This window comes from Streptomyces sp. NPDC050534, from assembly GCF_044457745.1.
GTDB lineage: Bacteria > Actinomycetota > Actinomycetes > Streptomycetales > Streptomycetaceae > Streptomyces.
This window is the reverse complement of sequence record NZ_JBITHF010000004.1, coordinates 248,517-263,248: the sequence shown is the minus strand read 5'-3', so window position 1 is coordinate 263,248 and position 14,732 is coordinate 248,517. Positions and strand designations below refer to the sequence as shown.

The following is a 14,732-nucleotide window of genomic DNA, read 5'->3' as shown; positions in this document are numbered from 1 at the left end:
CTGCCGGGCTGGACACGCCACGGCCTTACCCCATGGTACGTGGCCCCGGCCGAGGTGGCTTTCGCAGGGCCGCGGGGCTCAGTGGCCGGACGGGGCCGGCGCGGGCCTGGCCCCCTTCTTGAGGAAGCCCATGTCCTCGTAGACGGGCGTCTGGAACCCGAACGAGCCCGCGTTCACCAGGCCCTTCTTCGCGGCCGTGAGCTGGGGGCGCTGGTAGAGCGGGATGGAGGCGGCGCCGGCCCAGATGCGGGAGTCGGCCTTGCGGAGCAGGGAGCGGCTCTCGCTGCCGTCCAGCGTGCCCGCGGCCTGGTCGAAGAGCTGGTCGACCTGGTCGGTGCCGATGCGGGTGTAGTTCTGCTCGACGTCGAGGGAGCCGTCGGCGGCCGGGACCGGCTTGGCGTAGACCGGCCGTGCGTCGGTCGCGGGGAAGGCGGAGGACGGCCAGGAGTACAGGGCGAGGTCGAACTGGCCGGACGCGATGTGGTCCTTGAAGTAGCTGTCGTCGGAGACCTTCGTGATCTGCGTGGTGATGCCGACCCTCTGGAGCATGCGGCCGATCCGGTCGGCGACGGTGCTCAGGACCTCCGAGCCGGTTCCCGAGGGGAGCACGAAGCGCAGGGTGAGCGGCTTGCCGTTCTTGGCCAGCGGGCCGGCCGCGACGCCCGCCGGGGCGGCGGTGCCCTTGGGGGCGTAGGCGCCGGGGGCACCGCCCTGCTGTCCGGCGTACTGCCTGCCGTCGGCGAGGTGCTTGCCGCCCTCCTCGCTCCCCTTCCCGTTCTCCTGCTTCCTCGCGTGGTCCCTGGGGTCCTTGTCGTCCCCGCCGCGGCTGTCCCCGTTCTTGTCGTCCTTGTCGTCCTCGCCGACGATGTACGTGCCGTCGTCGCCCTCGGACTCGTCGTCGGACTTCTTGCCCGCGGCGCCGGCGGCCTTGTCGGCCTTCTTCTTCTCCTCCGCGACCGGTCCGCCGCGCACCCAGCCGGCGTCCGCGAGCAGCGCCTGCGCCTTCGCGGTGTCCTCGCCGCCGAGCGCGCCGCTGTTGTCGGCGTAGACGGCCTGCCCGGACAGGGCGAGGTGGCTGCCGACGGGCACCGCGGGCAGCCCGAGCGGCTTGAGCACGGTCTCGGCGAGCGACACACGGTCCAGGGAGCGGGCCACGGCCCGGCGGACGCGCTCGTCCGCGAGGGGGCCCTCGGAGCCGTTGAGGGCGAGCTGGGTGTAGGCGGGTTCCAGCGACTTGCGGACGGCGAAGCCCTGCAGGGCCTTGGCGGGGGTGCGCCGGGAACCGGGGCCCATGAGCGGGGTGCCGGTGCCGTTGGCGCGGCCGGCCAGGGTGAAGCGGCCGGCGTCGGACGGGTCGATCTCGGCCAGGTCGAGCTTCCCGTCGGCCAGCGCGTCGGCCCGCTTGTCGAGCGGCACGGCCTTCAGGTCGATCTCGTCGAGCTTGGCGGGCCGGCCCCACCAGCGCGGGTTGCGGACCAGGGTGACCTGCTCGTTCTTGGTGTCGACCTGCTTGAGGGAGAAGGGTCCGGCGGTGACCTTGAGCTTGCGGCGCGCGCCGTCGTTGAAGGCGTCCGGCGTCCCCATGACGTCCTTGGGGTACAGCGGCGTGAAGAGCGACTGCCAGTCGGCGTACGGCTTCGCGAAGGTGACCTTGACCTCGAGGTCGTTGGCGCCGCGCTCGATCTTCTCGATGCGGTCGTAGCCGGCGTTGCGGGCGGTCCAGTACGCGCTGTCCTTGCCGGACAGGGCGCGCCACTGGGCGGCGAAGTCGGCGGCGCCGATCTCCCGGCCGTCGCTCCACACGGCCTGCTGGTTGAGCTTGTAGACCACGACCTGCTTGGGCTCGGTCTTGACGACCTTGGCGGACTCCAGATAGTCGGCGTCGCGAACCGGCCGCCCCTTGCGGTCCAGCCGGTACATCGACGGCAGGACGGCCTGCGCGATCCGGCCGGTAGCGGCGTCGGCGTCCGACTGGAAGGTGTTCAGCGTCTCCGGCACGTCGTCCACGGCCCAGCGCAGCGTGCCGCCGTCGGCGATCACGGCGCGGGCGGCGGGCGCGACGTCCGGACCCGCGAGCGGCTTGCCCGCCGGGTCCTCGGCGCTGCAACCGGTGAGCGCGGACACGGCGAGCGCGCCCGCGGCGAGGAAGGCGGCCGATCGCAGCGCTGCGCTGGGACGGACGGGCTTGGGTCCGACGCCGTCGTGGGACATCTCTTCCTACCTCCGGGGAGCCGCTCCCGCGGGTGACACGGGTGGGGGTCTGATCACATTTGGCGGTATTTTGGAGTTGATCAGATCTACAGACCCACTGAAGAGGAAAGGGTTCGCCTCCCGGCGGCGACACGGCGGCGGGCGCGGGGAAGCTCACTCGTGCGGCGCAACGTGCGCCGGGGGCGCATACAGAGCGCATGCGGGCGTGCACATGGAGGCGTGCAATCCGCCAATCGCTGCACATCCCTTCCCACCGGCAGGTGTGACGCGCAACACTCGCAGGCGCGCGAACGTTGCCACCTGGGGCCGGACGGCCCATGGAAGTGAGGTCACGTCATGTCCGTGCAAGACGACCTGACGACAATGCAGCGCTGCCTGGACGACCTGTCCCGGTCCGTGGGCCGCCTGGAGAAGCAGCTGGGCAGTGGCGGGCTGGACATGCGCCGCGTCCGCGCCGACGCCGATCACCTGCGGGAGAGCGTCGCGCTCCTGCGCGCGGTGGCGTCGACTCCGGCCGCACCACGCAAGCCCGAGCTCGTCACCATCCCCGACACCCCGTACGACGACTCACTGTGGGTCGACACGGACGACGAGGGACTGGGTGCGCGCCACGGAGACCACCACTGAGCGCCCCCCGACACCGACCGGAGTCATGAGTTGGCCACTGGTACGGAACCACATCTGAACAGCGGCGGCGTACGGACCGGTACGCGCGCCGCAATCGACGCCCCGCATCTGCGCACCGACCGCTGGTGGCTGGCCCCCGCCGCCACCGCGGCCGGTCTGCTGGCCTTCATCGTGTACTCGACATGGCGGGCCTTCGCGAACGCGGACTACTACTCGGCGCCGTATGTCTCCCCGTTCTACTCGCCCTGTCTGGCGCAGAACTGCCAGCACATGCCCTCGGGGCCCAACGCCGATCTCTTCGGCAGCTGGTGGGCCATCTCCCCGGCGATCATCATCCTGATCTTCCCGCTGGGCTTCCGCCTGACCTGCTACTACTACCGCAAGGCCTACTACCGGGGCTTCTGGGCGTCCCCGCCGGCCTGCGCGGTGGCCGAGCCGCACAAGAAGTACACCGGCGAGACGCGCTTCCCGCTGATCCTGCAGAACATCCACCGGTACTTCTTCTACGCGGCGATTCTGGTCGCCCTCGTGCTGACGTACGACACGGTGCTGTCCTTCCGCGACACGGACGAGAACTGGGGCCACATGGGCCTCGGCACCGTCGTGTTCCTGATCAACATCACGCTGATCTGGGCGTACACGATCTCCTGCCACTCCTGCCGGCACATCGTGGGCGGCAAGCTCAAGCACTTCTCCAAACATCCCGTGCGCTACAAGGCCTGGCAGTTCGTCGGGAGACTGAATGCCCGTCACATGCTCCTCGCCTGGGCGTCGTTGGTGAGCGTGGCGGTCGCCGACTTCTACGTCTATCTCCTCGCCTCGGGCGCTTTCGACGATCCGCGATTCTTCTAGTGAGTGGGGCCTTTTGATGTCCGTGGTCGACCGCCAGGAGTGGGACGTGGTCGTGGTCGGTGCCGGGGGCGCCGGACTGCGTGCCGCTATCGAGGCGCGCGAACGAGGAGCACGTACGGCAGTCATCTGCAAATCCCTGTTCGGCAAGGCTCATACGGTGATGGCCGAGGGCGGCATCGCCGCGGCCATGGCCAACGTCAACGAGCACGACAGCTGGCAGGTCCACTTCCGCGACACCATGCGCGGCGGCAAGTTCCTCAACCAGTGGCGGATGGCCGAGCTGCACGCCCAGGAGGCGCCGCAGCGGGTGTGGGAACTGGAGACCTGGGGCGCGCTCTTCGACCGCACGAAGGACGGCCGGATCTCCCAGCGCAACTTCGGCGGCCACGAGTACCCGCGCCTGGCGCACGTCGGCGACCGCACCGGCCTGGAGCTGATCCGCACGCTCCAGCAGAAGATCGTCTCGCTCCAGCAGGAGGACAAGAAGGAGACCGGTGACTACGAGTCGCGCCTGAAGGTCTTCCAGGAGTGCACGGTCACCCGGATCCTCAAGGACGGCTCGCGCGTCTCGGGTGTCTTCGCCTACGAGCGGGAGAGCGGCCGCTTCATGGTGCTGGAGGCCCCCTCCGTCGTGATCGCGACCGGGGGCATCGGCAAGTCCTTCAAGGTGACCTCGAACTCGTGGGAGTACACGGGCGACGGGCACTCGCTCGCGCTGCTCGCCGGAGCGCCGCTGCTGAACATGGAGTTCGTGCAGTTCCACCCGACCGGCATGGTCTGGCCGCCGTCGGTGAAGGGCATCCTCGTCACGGAGTCCGTCCGCGGCGACGGCGGGGTGCTGCGCAACTCCGAGGACAAGCGGTTCATGTTCGACTACATCCCCGACGTCTTCAAGGAGAAGTACGCGGAGTCGGAGGAGGAGGCGGACCGCTGGTACGAGGACCCGGACAACAACCGGCGTCCTCCCGAGCTGCTCCCCCGTGACGAGGTCGCCCGGGCGATCAACTCCGAGGTGAAGGCGGGCCGCGGCTCCCCGCACGGCGGGGTGTTCCTCGACGTGTCGACGCGTATGCCCGCCGAGATCATCAAGCGCCGGCTGCCGTCCATGTACCACCAGTTCAAGGAGCTGGCGGACGTGGACATCACGGCGGAGGCGATGGAGGTCGGCCCGACCTGCCACTACGTGATGGGCGGCATCGCGGTCGACTCCGACTCGGCGGCGGCGCGCGGGGTGCCGGGCCTGTTCGCCGCGGGCGAGGTCGCGGGCGGCATGCACGGCTCGAACCGGCTGGGCGGCAACTCCCTTTCCGACCTGCTGGTGTTCGGGCGCCGGGCGGGCTGGCACGCGGCCGAGTACGCGACAGGCCTGGCGGGCGGGCGCCCGCCGGTGGACGAGGTCCAGGTCGACGCGGCGGCGGCGGAGGCACTGCGCCCCTTCTCCGCCGAGGGCCCCGCTCCCGGCGAGGACGACGGCCGCCCGCCGGAGAACCCGTACACCCTGCACCAGGAGCTCCAGCAGACCATGAACGACCTCGTCGGCATCATCCGCCGCGAGGGCGAGATGGAGCAGGCACTGGAAAAGCTGGCGGATCTTCGGGTACGGGCCCGCCGGGCCGGCGTCGAGGGGCACCGCCAGTTCAACCCCGGCTGGCATCTCGCGCTGGACCTGCGGAACATGCTGCTGGTCAGCGAGTGCGTGGCGCGGGCCGCGCTGGAGCGCACCGAGTCGCGCGGCGGCCACACCCGCGAGGACCACCCGACGATGGAACGCACGTGGCGCAACATCAACCTGCTGTGCCAACTGACCGACCCCACGGGCGGCTTGGCGGCCACGGACCCCGTCCGCGGTCAGATCACCCTCACCCGCGAGACCACCGACCCCATCCGCTCCGACCTGCTCGCTCTCTTCGACAAGGAGGAGCTGGTCAAGTACCTCGCCGAAGAGGAGCTGTACGAGTGAGCAGCTACGAGGCCCGCTTCAAGGTGTGGCGGGGTGATCCGAAGGGCGGCGGCCTGGAGGACTTCAAGGTCGAAGTCAACGACGGCGAGGTGGTGCTGGACATCATCCACCGCCTCCAGGCCACCCAGACCCCCGACCTCGCCGTGCGCTGGAACTGCAAGGCGGGCAAGTGCGGTTCGTGCTCGGCGGAGATCAACGGGCGGCCGCGGCTGATGTGCATGACGCGCATGTCGGTGTTCACGCAGGAGGAGACCATCACGGTCACCCCGCTGCGCGCCTTCCCGGTCGTCCGCGACCTCGTCACCGACGTCGGCTTCAACTACCAGAAGGCGCGCGAGGTCCCGGCCTTCGTGCCGCCGGCCGAACTCGCCCCCGGTGAGTACCGGATGATGCAGGAGGACGTGGACCGCTCGCAGGAGTTCCGCAAGTGCATCGAGTGCTTCCTGTGCCAGGACACCTGCCATGTCGTCCGCGATCACGAGGAGAACAAACCGGCCTTCGCCGGCCCGCGCTTCCTCATGCGCGTCGCCGAACTCGACATGCACCCCCTGGACGCCGCCTCCGACGCCGGCCTGGACCGCAAGAAGGCCGCGCAGGACGAACACGGCCTCGGCTACTGCAACATCACCAAGTGCTGCACGGAGGTCTGCCCCGAGGGCATCAAGATCACGGACAACGCCCTGATCCCCCTGAAGGAACGGGCGGTCGACCGCAAGTACGACCCGCTGGTATGGCTGGGGTCGAAGATCAGGAGGCGGACTTCGTAGCGGGATCCGCGGGGGCTGTAGCGGGATCCGCGGGGGCTGGGGCTCTCCTCAGCCCACCCATCCCTCCCGGTAGGCCGTCCAGTCCCCTTCCGTGGCCGCGAAGTCGACGTACAGGGCCACGCCGAAGTTCGCGCGGCCGGCGTCCGTGCGGGAGAGGCCGAGGCGGACGCCGTGGACGGCGGCCGGGACCGTCTCGGCGTGCGCCCAGTGGCCGAAGCGGTTCTCGTGGTAGAAGGGCAGGCCCATGAGGAGGTCCGTCGACCTCGGGGTGACCTCCAGGGCGAGCGAGGTCTGCTGGGCGACGTAGCCGCCGTACAGGCTCTGCAGCGGCTGCATGGTGTCGTACGACATCACGGCGATCTGGTCGACGCGGCGCGCCACCCGCCCGAAGTACGCCTGCGACCACCACTTGGGGTGGCCGGTGAGCGTGCCCCAGATCGAGTGGAAGGCGGGGAGCGGGTCGATCTGGTGGGCCGCGACGGACAGCGGGACGCCGGCGGCCGCGGTGACCTTGTGCAGGGCGTCGAGAAGGGCCAGGTAGTCGCGGTCGCCGGAGTGCAGGGGTTCGAGGTCGAAGTGGGCGCCGTCGAAGCCGGTGGCGAGGATCTGGCGGGTGGAGGCGACCACGGCGGCCCTCGTCGCGGACCGCTCCAGGCGCAGGCCGTCGGGTCCCTCGCTCGCGAGCACGTCGCCCAGCCAGGCCTGGACGCGGATGCCGGGGGCCGCGCGGTGGACGGCGGCGATGAACCAACGCGCCTTGGGGTACGCCGACTTGGGCAGGGTGCCGTCGTGTTCCAGAGGGCCGGCGTGCACGTACAGGTCGCGGATGCCGGTGTCCTTCAGACGGTGCGCGAGGGCCGTGACGTCCGCGTCGGTCCTGCGGCCGTCGACCCAGGCGTGGCCGAGCCAGATCGCGTCACGGTTCCTGGTGTGCGTACCGGCCGCCGGGTCTCCGTTGTAGTTCAGACGCAGGGCCAGCTCGGCGGCGAGGACCGGGAGGAGGAGCACGAGGACCAGGGCGAGTGCGGTGCGTCTGAGTCTGCGGCGCCGCTTCGCCTTGCGTGCGGCCGCGGGATCGCGGGGCCCGGTGTCCGTCCTCGTCTCGGCGGCCGTCTCCTCCTCCGTGACCGGCTGTCCCGCCGTCTCCGCCGTCGGCTCCATCTCCGTTCCCCCTCCGCCGTCCGCGTGCCCGCTCATCCGTCCCCCCGAGTCACCCCTGTCCCACCCCGGACGTATCCCGGTCGCGCGCCCGCATTCCTGCTCATACGCTCCGAAATGTGACGTCACCCTTGATCCGGGGCCGGCCTCGGCAGGCCGCCTCCCAGATATCCGTGCGGGTCGCGCACGCCCTGGTGGGTGGCATCGCCGGGGTCGTGTGGCTGGTGTTGCCGTGGATGACGATCAACCACGACGTGCCGGTTCCGGCCACCCGCGCGGCCCCGTCCGCCCCGAGCGCCGCCGCGGCGCAGCGGGACGAGACGTCGGCCACCGATCTGGTGCTGCCGCTGGTGGCGGTGGCCGTGGTGGGCGCGCTCGCGGGATACGCGTACGTGCGCCACGCCCGGCGTACCCGGACCCGGGCCCTGACCCGCACGTCGCCGGTCGGCGCCGTCGCTCCCGCCGGTGCTGCCGCGGGGCCGCTCTCCGAGGACGACGAACGCGCGCGGGCGGCACTGGTCGAGGCGGACGACTGCGTCCGCACCAGCCGGGAGGAGCTCGGCTTCGCCGAGGCGCAGTGCGGGGCCGACGCCGTGGAACCCTTCGCCCTGGCCGTGCGGGACGCCGGAGCCGAGCTGGCGGCGGCCTTCCGGATACGGCAGCAGTACGACGAGGGGGTCCCGGAGGACGAGACGTCCCGGCGGCACGCGCTCGCGGGGATCGTCGGGCGGTGCCACGAGGCGGGGCGGCGGCTGGACGCGGAGGCCCCCGCCTTCGACCTGCTGCGGGCGCCCGCGCGGGGCGGCCCGGACACGGCGCTGGAGCCGGCCGAGACCCGGTTCCGTGAACTCACCGGGCGCACCGCGGCCGCGGAGACGACGCTGGCCGACGCCACCGGAAGGTACGGCCCTGCCGCGACCGCCGCCGTCACCGGTCACGTCGAACAGGCCAAGGACCGCCTGGTGTTCGCCACGGTCAGGTTCAACCAGGCCCGCCAGCGGGGCGACTTGGGGGACGGCGAGGGCGCGGCGATCCATCTGCGCGCCGCCGAGGGCGCGACCGCCCAGGCCGCCGTGCTCGTGACCTGCGTCGAACGGCTCGCCGCGGATCTGACGGCGGCTGCGGAGCTGGTGCCGGCCGCGCTGACCGGCGCGGAGGCGGAACTCGCTGCCGCCAGGACGTCGGACTCGGCCCTCCCCTCCGGCGAGTTGCACGCCCTCGGCGCGCACGCCGACCTCGTCCTGGCCGCCGTACGGAACGAGGTGACCGCCGGGCCGTACGACCCTCTCGACGCCCTGCGGAAGATCACGGAGGCGCTCGCGCCCGTGGCGACCGGGCGGGCCGGCGCGCTGCCGGCCGGGGCACTGCTCGCCGCGCGCAGCGCCGTCGCCCTCGCGGACGGCTTCGTCGCGGCGCACCGGGGCGCCCTGGGCAGCGTGGCCCGCACCCGGCTGGCCGAGGCACAACGGCTGCTCACCACGGATCCGCCCGACCCGCAGGCCGCCGCCACCCTGGCCCGCCAGGCCCTCGCGCTGGCCGAGCGGGACGTCCGGCTCTACGGCAACCCGATCGCCGGCGCGGCCGAGCATGCGAGCGGCGCCGCCGGAGCCGTCGTCGGCGGGATCCTGTTGGGGGGTGGCCCCGACGGCGGCCCGCCCGCGAGCTTCGGCGGGCCGCGCACCCGCGCCCGCCGGGTGACACCCCCTGGCACGCACTCCTAGAACAGGCTCAGCAGGGCCTCCGCCGGATCCGCCAGCCCCGTCTCCCCGTCCGGCAGCGGGAGTTCGAACCAGACGGTCTTGCCGCGGGGGGTGCGGCGGGAGCCCCAGGCCGCGCTGAGGAGGCCGACGAGCTGGAGGCCGCGGCCGCCCTCGTCCGTGTCCCGGGCGCGGCGGCGGCGGGGCTGGACGAGGCCGGAGTCCCAGACCTCGCAGACCAGGGTGCGGTCGAGGAGGAGGCGGAGTCTGATCTCGCCCTCGCCGTAGCGCAGGGCGTTGGTGACCAGCTCGCTGACCAGCAACTCCGTGGTGTCGACCAGGGGTTCGAGGTCCCACGACAGCAGCTGGCCGCGGGCGTACTCGCGGGCCCTGCCCACGCTGCGCGGCTCGCGCGGCAGCGTCCAGTCGCCGACCGAATCGGTGGGCAGCCCCTGGACCCGGGCCATCAGCAGCGCGATGTCGTCCTCGCCGTGGTGGGTGTCGAGGGTGTTGAGGACGTGGTCGCAGACGTCCTCGAGGGGGCGGGTCGGGTCCGTGAGCGCCCCCACGAAGGCCTGGAGACCCTCGTCCAGGGGGTGATCGCGGCTTTCGACCAGTCCATCCGTGTAGAGCGCGAGCAGGGCGCCTTCGGGTAGTTCGACCTCGACCTCCTCGAAGGGCTCGCCTCCGACGCCGAGCGGCATCCCGGGCGGCACGTCCAGCATCAGCGCGTCCTCGCCGGGTTCGACCAGCACGGGCGGCAGATGCCCGGCGTTGGCGAAGGTGCAGCGGCGGGTGACGGAGTCGTAGACCGCGTAGACACAGGTCGCGAGGTACACCTCGGAGAGGTCCGCCTCGCGGGGGCGGCGGGCCGACCGGGTCGCCTGCTGGACGCCCCCCGGGGCGCCGAGACCGCGGGCGATCTCGTCCAGCGCGCTCAGCACCTCCGCCGGTTCGAGGTCGAGCAGGGCGAGCGTCCGCACCGCGGAACGGAGTTCACCCATCGCCACCGCGGCCCGCAGCCCGCGGCCCATCACGTCCCCGACCACCAGCGCCGTACGGTGCCCGGGCAGTTCGATCACGTCGAACCAGTCGCCGCCGACCTCGCTCGGGCGGTCCGCGGAGGAGGCGCCGGGCAGATAGCGGCAGGCGATGTCGAGGCCGGAGGCCACCGGGTCGCCCGGCGGGAGGAGCGACCGCTGCAGGATCAGCGCCCGTTCGTGCTCGCGCCGGTACAGCCGCGCGTTGTCGATGCACACGGCCGCCCGCGCCGCGAGCTCCACCGCCAGATCCCGGTCCCGGTCCCCGAACGGCTCGCTGCCCTTGGTCCGGGCGAACTGCGCCAGTCCTACGACGGTGTCGTGGGCGACCATCGGCACGGCCAGGGTGGACTGGACGAGACCGCCCTCCTCGGCCGGCACGAGCTGGGTCCGGGCGGTGCGCAAGGCGTCCGCACAAGGGGAGTTGAAGGGGTAGTGATGGACGGCGCCCACGGCGACGGGCGCGCCCCCGCCCACGAAGGGCGCGTCGGAGACCGCGCTGGCGAACGCGACCCGGCGCAGCTCCGCGCTGCCGTCGGCGAGCCCGGGCGGCGTCTCGTCGCCCGCGAGCAGCCCCTGGTAGAGGTCGACCGTCGCGAGGTCGCAGAAGCCCGGGACGACGACGTCGAGGAGTTCGCGGGCCGTGGTCTCCAGGTCGAGGGAGTTGCCGATGCGGGCGCCGGCCTCGTTCAGAAGGGCGAGATTGCGCCGCGCGGCGGCGGCCTCACGGGCGGCCGCCCGACGGGAGGTGATGTCGGTTCCGAGCCACGCGATGCCGATGGGGCGGCCGGAGCCGCTGTGCACGCGGTAAAGGTTGATGGACCAGTGACGGCGTTCGTTCGAGCCCGGCACGAAGCCCGTGACGTGCATGTCCGTGATGGAGTCGCCGGTCTCCAGGACCCGGCGCAGGGTCGCAGAGACCCGCTCGGCCTCCGGGCTGCGCAGATAGTCGTGGACACCGCGGCCGCGATGGTCGTCGGGCGTGCCGCCGAAGGTGCTGGCGAACTGCTGGTTGGCGCGGCGGATGCGCAGATCGGGGTCGATCAGCAGGAAGCCGAACGGAGATTGGCCGAATATCGACTGCGAGGCGGCGAGGTCGGTCTCGATGCGGCGCAGGGTGCGGACGTCGACCACGATGCAGACGGCGGCCCTCTCCCCGTCCTCGGTCCGCGTCGGCATGACATAGACCTCGGCGAGGGCCTCCTGGCCGCCGCCCTCCTCGGCCGTCTCGGGCGTACGGAACGGCACGACGCCGGTCCACTCCCGGCCGTCGAGGATCTCCGCCATCTTGCGCTGGCCCTGTTCGCGCAGGTCGGGGTCGATGAACGCCTCGATGGGGTCCATGCCGACCGCGCGCCCGGCGGGGATCCCGAAGAGCTGCTCGGCGCGCAGGCTCCACTGGTCGACGAGCCCGTCGGGGCCGATGGAGAAGGACGCGACCTTGATGTAGTCGTACATGGAGCCGGGCGGGCTGCTCTGCCAGATGGCGTCACCGGCGGGCACGTCGTCACCGAGGCCGGTGTCCCGGCTCCCCGTGCGGGGCACCGAGAGCTCCCCGCGGGCGGGCACGCCCGCGCCACCCGTCGTACCGCCCGGCGCGCCGGCCGCGGTCTCACCCGCGGCCTCCGCCCTCGCGCCGTCCGACGGGTCCTCGGACTCCGTGGCCTTCGCTGGTATCTCGCTCACGCGAACCGTCCCCTCCAGCTCACCGCGTCCGGCATCGGTCACCGGGGGCGGCTGCCCGCAGTATCCAGCACTACGGCGCCGCACAACACGGTGTTCACGATCACAGCACGGTCCCGACGGTTTTCGGTCCCGGCTGCGACAACACTTCCAGTCTTCTAACCAGCCAACACCTCGTCGAATCACTCTCGTCGCACCCTGCCACTGGCCTGAACCATCGACCGGACAGGCCAACGGCCCGCGTACAGCCCCCGCGGACGGATCCCGGCCGTTCGTACAGCGCCCGGGCGGAACCCGTTCCCGGGCTCCTCTCAGCCCGGCACGGCGAGCTCGAACCACACCGTCTTGCCCGCCTCACCGGGCCGGGTACCCCAGCGGCGCGAGGCGAGGGCGACCAGTTGAAGTCCGCGTCCGCTTTCGTCCTCGGGCCGGGCGACGCGTTCGCGCGGCGGGTCGGGGAGCGGGTCGGAGACCTCCACGAGCAGCACGTCCTCCAGGTCCGCGGGGCGTACGAGGCGCACGCCGATGGGTCCGGTGGCGTGCCGCAGGGAGTTGGTCACCAGCTCGCTGACGAGCAGGGCGGCGAGATCGCCGAGGACGTCGAGCTCCCAGACGTGCAGCTGGGCGCGGACCGCGGCGCGGGCCTTGCCGACCGCACCCGGTTCCGCGGGGAAGCTCCACTCGGCGCAGCCGCCTTCGGTGTCGATCACGCCGATCACTTCCCAGCCAAGCCCGCCCATGTCCGGTTTCGTGGGGTTAATGGCCACATACCCGATATCCGGCGGTCAGTATCGTCCAGCGCGGCGCACTGTGGCACGAACGGCGTAGGAAGGGGCGCTCAGCGGGTGCCGGCGTCGAGCTTCGCACTCGACTCGCGCACCGCGGCCACGTCCTGGTCCAGCCAGTCCACGTCCCAGATCTCGTCCGGGGCGAGCCAGCGCAGTTCGTCGTGGTCCTGGAGAGGCCGGGGACCGGCGGAGCCGGGCTGCAGCCGGGCCGTCCACACCTGAAGGACGTACGGAGACCTCAGGGGCCACTCCCCCGGGATCCGCTCGACGGTCTCGGAGTCGACGCCGAGTTCCTCGCGCAACTCGCGTACCAGGGCCGCCTCGGGAGTCTCACCGGGCTCCACCTTGCCGCCGGGCAGCTCCCAGCGGCCGGCCAGCTCGGCGGGCGCGCTCCGGCGCGCGGCGAGCAGGCGGCCGTCGTCGAAGAGGGCGGCCCCCACGACCACGATCCGTTCCGTCATGCGCGGGAGCCTACGGGACCACGGAGCCCGTGCGCGGCGCCGTGGCCGGGCCGGTCAGTTGCGGGAGGCGTCGCCGTTCTGACCGACGCGCTCGACCCAGTACAGCTGCTTGTGTTCGCGGCCGTCGAGGCTGTCCGCGATCTTCTGGGCCTCGGCCCTGGTCGCGTACCTGCCCACGCGGTAGCGATTGCCGTTGTCGTCCTGCCGTATGACGAGCCAGGGAAGAGTGATCGTGCCGTCGTTCATCACGCCCCACCGCCCCTTCCCGTCCCGGCTCGACCGCATCCCGCCCGCGGTTCGTGCCGTGCCCCACCCGATAAGGAAACCGCAATCCGCATATGCCTGAGCCTACGCCTAACCTTTACGCAGCGAATACGACTTCTTACAAGGAGGTACGCAACCGGCCAGGCCACGGGGGGCGCACGACGGTGAGTGCGCCGCGCGGAGACGACGACGCATCCGGTCAGGGGCATGTCGGACATGGGCGGGAGCGACCTGCGAGAACGGCCAGATTCCACCGGCGGACGGGCGCACTCCGAGGGCGCCCGGCGGGAGGCACGGCGCGGGGGCGCCCGGGCTCGCTGCCGAAAGGGTGTGCGCTACTTCACTGGGAGGTGGTACGCGACGCGGTAGCGGTCGGCGGGGACGACGACGTCCGCGGTCTCGACGGGACGGCCCGAGGCGAAGAACGTCCGCTGGACGACCAGGACGACATGACCGGGGACGCCGCCCAGGGCGTGGAGCTCCTCGGCGAGGCCGGGACGGGCGCCGACCTCCTCGGTGACGTTGTCCACGATCACGTCGATCGCCGCCATGCGCTCGACGACGCCCATGCCGCCGAGCGGGCCCTCCTCGGGGAGCATGACGGGGGTGCGGCCGGTGACCGCGAGGGGCTCCCAGGAGGTGGAGAGCATCATCGCCTCGCCGGCCTCCCGGAAGACGTACCGCGTGCACATCACGCGGTCGCCGGGCTTGATGGAGAGCCGCTCGGCGACCGACGCGCCCGCCTCGGTCTGGGCGCTGCTCGACTCCCAGGTGCCGCGCCCGTCGCCGTCGGCCTGCTCCTGGCGGAAGGGCGTGGCCCCGCCGGCCGGGCGGTACCCGGAGCGGGCGACGCTGCGGGGCACGGGGCGCTCGCGGACGTACGTGCCCGAACCGGAGCGGCCCTCGACCAGGCCCTCCGCCATCAGTACCTTGCGCGCCTCCAGCGCGACGGTGTCCGAGACGCCGTACTCCTGGCGGATCCTGGCCTGGGACGGGAGACGGGTGTGCGGCGGCAGCGAGCCATTGACGATCTTCTGGCGGAGATCACCCGCGACGCGCAGGTACGCCGGCTGCTCACCGAATGTCACTGGCCGCTCCCATCAGGTTGTACAGACAGCAACAGCGTGGCAACCGTGGGTTCGGCGGTGCAAGCGAAGGCCAGAGAATCACTCGATGTAGTGACATGTGTGTGCGGAGGGCTTTACGCAGGCACTTTCTCCCCAC

General features: G+C 72.0%; 12 protein-coding genes. 5 read left to right on the top strand and 7 right to left on the bottom strand.

The features are described from left to right. Positions 1-78 precede the first annotated feature (78 nt). On the bottom strand, positions 79-2,211 hold the full coding sequence (locus ACIBN2_RS15515) for an ABC transporter family substrate-binding protein (protein ID WP_399134870.1): 2,133 nt from the start codon (positions 2,209-2,211) through the stop codon (positions 79-81). A 336-nt stretch (positions 2,212-2,547) separates the two neighbouring features. Between ACIBN2_RS15515 and ACIBN2_RS15510 the strand changes: the two genes are divergently transcribed. Genes ACIBN2_RS15510 through ACIBN2_RS15495 form a run of 4 tightly spaced genes read left to right on the top strand, consistent with a single transcriptional unit; the run spans position 2,548 to position 6,417 of the window. Next, entirely contained in the window at positions 2,548-2,838 is a 291-nt protein-coding gene (locus ACIBN2_RS15510; RefSeq protein ID WP_399134869.1) for a hypothetical protein, read from the top strand. A 30-nt stretch (positions 2,839-2,868) separates the two neighbouring features. Beyond that, positions 2,869-3,690, top strand: a complete 822-nt coding sequence (locus ACIBN2_RS15505) for a hypothetical protein (RefSeq protein WP_399134868.1) — start codon at positions 2,869-2,871, stop codon at positions 3,688-3,690. 16 nt (positions 3,691-3,706) lie between these two features. Beyond that, positions 3,707-5,650: a fumarate reductase/succinate dehydrogenase flavoprotein subunit gene (locus ACIBN2_RS15500; RefSeq protein ID WP_399134867.1), complete on the top strand. Its 1,944-nt coding sequence runs from the start codon at positions 3,707-3,709 to the stop codon at positions 5,648-5,650. Next, positions 5,647-6,417 carry a succinate dehydrogenase/fumarate reductase iron-sulfur subunit gene (locus tag ACIBN2_RS15495; RefSeq protein WP_399134865.1) on the top strand — a complete coding sequence of 257 codons (771 nt, stop codon included), beginning with the start codon at positions 5,647-5,649 and terminating at the stop codon, positions 6,415-6,417. The genes ACIBN2_RS15500 and ACIBN2_RS15495 overlap by 4 nt, the downstream gene beginning before the upstream one ends. A 48-nt stretch (positions 6,418-6,465) precedes the next feature. On the opposite strand, the gene ACIBN2_RS15490 is transcribed toward ACIBN2_RS15495, so the two are convergent. Next, positions 6,466-7,578: a hypothetical protein gene (locus ACIBN2_RS15490; RefSeq protein WP_399134864.1), complete on the bottom strand. Its 1,113-nt coding sequence runs from the start codon at positions 7,576-7,578 to the stop codon at positions 6,466-6,468. Between the two features lie 116 nt (positions 7,579-7,694). Here ACIBN2_RS15490 and ACIBN2_RS15485 point away from each other — a divergent pair, with 116 nt between their 5' ends. Further along, positions 7,695-9,296: a hypothetical protein gene (locus ACIBN2_RS15485; RefSeq protein ID WP_399134863.1), complete on the top strand. Its 1,602-nt coding sequence runs from the start codon at positions 7,695-7,697 to the stop codon at positions 9,294-9,296. Here ACIBN2_RS15485 and ACIBN2_RS15480 read toward each other — a convergent pair. From ACIBN2_RS15480 to ACIBN2_RS15460, 5 genes are all read right to left on the bottom strand, one after another. Beyond that, on the bottom strand, positions 9,293-11,998 hold the full coding sequence (locus ACIBN2_RS15480; RefSeq protein WP_399134862.1) for a SpoIIE family protein phosphatase: 2,706 nt from the start codon (positions 11,996-11,998) through the stop codon (positions 9,293-9,295). The genes ACIBN2_RS15485 and ACIBN2_RS15480 overlap by 4 nt on opposite strands. 308 nt (positions 11,999-12,306) lie before the next feature. Beyond that, entirely contained in the window at positions 12,307-12,735 is a 429-nt protein-coding gene (locus ACIBN2_RS15475) for an ATP-binding protein (protein ID WP_399134861.1), read from the bottom strand. A gap of 98 nt (positions 12,736-12,833) precedes the next feature. Beyond that, positions 12,834-13,244, bottom strand: coding sequence for a (deoxy)nucleoside triphosphate pyrophosphohydrolase (locus ACIBN2_RS15470; RefSeq protein ID WP_399134860.1), 411 nt, complete (start codon positions 13,242-13,244; stop codon positions 12,834-12,836). Positions 13,245-13,298: 54 nt separating this feature from the next. Further along, the gene (locus ACIBN2_RS15465) at positions 13,299-13,490 is read right to left on the bottom strand and encodes an SPOR domain-containing protein (RefSeq protein ID WP_393866040.1); all 192 of its coding nucleotides are present in this window, start codon (positions 13,488-13,490) and stop codon (positions 13,299-13,301) included. 353 nt (positions 13,491-13,843) lie between these two features. Further along, a complete protein-coding gene (locus tag ACIBN2_RS15460; RefSeq protein ID WP_399134858.1) occupies positions 13,844-14,596 on the bottom strand; it encodes a GntR family transcriptional regulator in 753 nt (250 codons plus the stop codon). Between the last annotated feature and the right edge of the window lie 136 nt (positions 14,597-14,732).